At 37.7% G+C, this 2,382-nt stretch carries 1 protein-coding gene and 1 pseudogene; both read left to right on the top strand.

What is annotated here, in order from left to right; all coding sequences use genetic code 11:
* A partial coding sequence (locus tag HY987_RS08530) for a transglutaminase domain-containing protein (protein ID WP_292757561.1) occupies positions 1-1,638 on the top strand: 1,638 nt, incomplete at its 5' end.
* A gap of 368 nt (positions 1,639-2,006) precedes the next feature.
* Positions 2,007-2,382, top strand: a pseudogene (locus tag HY987_RS08525) (hypothetical protein); the annotation flags it as partial.

The raw sequence follows: 2,382 nt of genomic DNA, 5'->3' as shown, positions 1-2,382 counted from the left end.
GAAGAATCACTCAACACCGGCACCATGACCCAAACAGACTACCTCGACTTCGCAACACGAATCACCAACCACATGAACGACAACCACCAAGCACCACCCTACGGCTACATCGGACTAGGAAAAATCAGCTACCAATCACAAATATACCTCTACACCCGCATACTAACCATATACAACACCACCGGAACCCTACCAACCTACGTAACCGTCAAACCATTCACAACCTCAAACATACCCATACTATACATGCAGTCTGTTAGTTTTACCCCCACACAAATTGTTACTGCAGCTGTAACATTGAAAAATACCATTGAATCCACAAAATCCATCCCGAATACTGTCACTGTGAATGGGATAACCATTTACACCTCACAATTTTTACATATGGCCACAGTTGCTATTTTACAATTAAATGAGCGTAATAATAATCGAATTTCGTTACAAGCTGATGAACAGCCTGGATATAACAGTGAGGAGCTGGTTAGTGGTGTTCTGTTCAAGGAGGAATACTTGGACTTTGCCCAGCGTATTGCAGGCCACATGAATGAAAACCACCAAGCACCACCCTACGGCTACATCGGACTAGGAAAAATCAGCTACCAATCACAAGTCTACCTATTTGCCCGTATTTTATCATATCACAGTACTTCTGGAGATTTAGCAGATAACATCGTTGTGAAACCATGGAGCGCTAACAACATACCCCTTAATCAGGTTAATGTTCGTTTTACCATTAGCCAAATTGCTTTAACAGCTAACGGTGTTAAAAATAACGTTGAAATTTATAATGCGCTTCCAGAATATGCTTATGTTCAAGGTTTGCGGGTTAATATTGGTCAATTTTTGTATTTGACTGTGAAAGCAGTGGTGCAGATAAATAACCATAATACTGCTGCTATTGCACTTGAAAATTATAATGTACCGGAGTACAGTGAGGAACAGATTAGTTCTGGTACCCTGAGTATTTCGCAATATATTGACTTTGCCCAGCGGATTATTGAATACATGAGTGAGAACAATCAGGCACCACCCTACGGCTACATTGGACTGGGTAAAATAGGTTTCCAATCACAGGTCTATCTTTACAGTCGTGTTATGAATTCTTATCGGAATACTGGTGCACTGCCTTCTATATCAGATAGTGTGAAACCATGGTTATTTGTTATTTATAATATACCCGCTGGTTATGATCAGTATTGCAGACCTACACTTAACTGTCAGTCTGATAATCCCAGTATCATTGCTTTGGCTAATAACATTTCAAGTAGTGCTTATTCTTCCTATGCTAAAGCTGTGCGTATATTTAACTGGGTTAGAGAAAACATCGGTTATGAGTTTTATTATAACACTGGGAAAGGTGCTGTAGGTACCCTACAGTCTGGTGCTGGTAATTGTGTTGACACCACCCATATACTGGTTGCTCTCTGTCGTGCTGCAGGTATACCTGCGCGTTACGTGCATGGTAACTGTTGTTTCAACAGCGGAAACTGGTACGGGCATGTTTGGGCTATGATATATGTCAATGGCCAATGGTGCTGGGGAGATGCCACCAGTTACAGGAATGAATTGGGAACAATAAATAATTGGGATACTGGATCCTATAGTTTAAAAGGCACCTACACCAGTTTGCCTTTTTAAATGCATTTGCTTTTAAGGCATTTGCTTTTAATAATTTGGATTGTTTAATGAAAAGAAGTTTAATATTTAATGGAAAAGAGGGTTTTAAAATAAAAAAATATTGGTATTTTCTTAAATTAGTTTTTAAAAATGTATTATAGATTATTAATCATGTTAAAGATTTTTAGTGTGGAAGAATTTATTTTAAGGGTTTTTTAGGGAAGGGTCAGCAAGTTTTATATACAGTTAAAGGACATAATTTATGTATTAAAAATATAATCTTAATTTAGGAATTGTATAATCAAATTTAGTTTATAATTTAAGTTTTTGGTTAGGATGGAGGCGTTATAATTATTAATAAGGGCAATAAGAAAAAGTTCTTGTGTTTAATGTTATTTATTGGAGTTGTATTTTTTTTAAGTGTTAATACTGTTTCTGCTGTATCATCAACCAGTTTTACTCCTGATGAGATTGCTAATGCTTCGGTTGCTGTTCAGAATCAGATTGATACCAGCGAAAAACTACCGAATAATGTAACTATTGGAAATCAAACTGTTAACACTGCACAGTATCTTCATCTGGCTGCACAGGCTACCAGTCAGATACAGAACAATAATAATACTCCCATAAAATTACAAAATGATCAAGTTCCGGGATTCAGTGAAGAATCATTGAACACCGGTAGTATGAGTAAAGCAGACTACGTGGACTTCGCGCAACGCGTAAACGGCTACATGAACGACAACCACCAAGCACCACCCTACG

This window comes from Methanobacterium sp., assembly GCF_016217785.1.
In the GTDB taxonomy this organism is placed as follows: Archaea; Methanobacteriota; Methanobacteria; order Methanobacteriales; family Methanobacteriaceae; genus Methanobacterium.
Note: the sequence above shows the minus strand (reverse complement) of the source record. Positions and strands in the feature narration are given on the sequence as shown.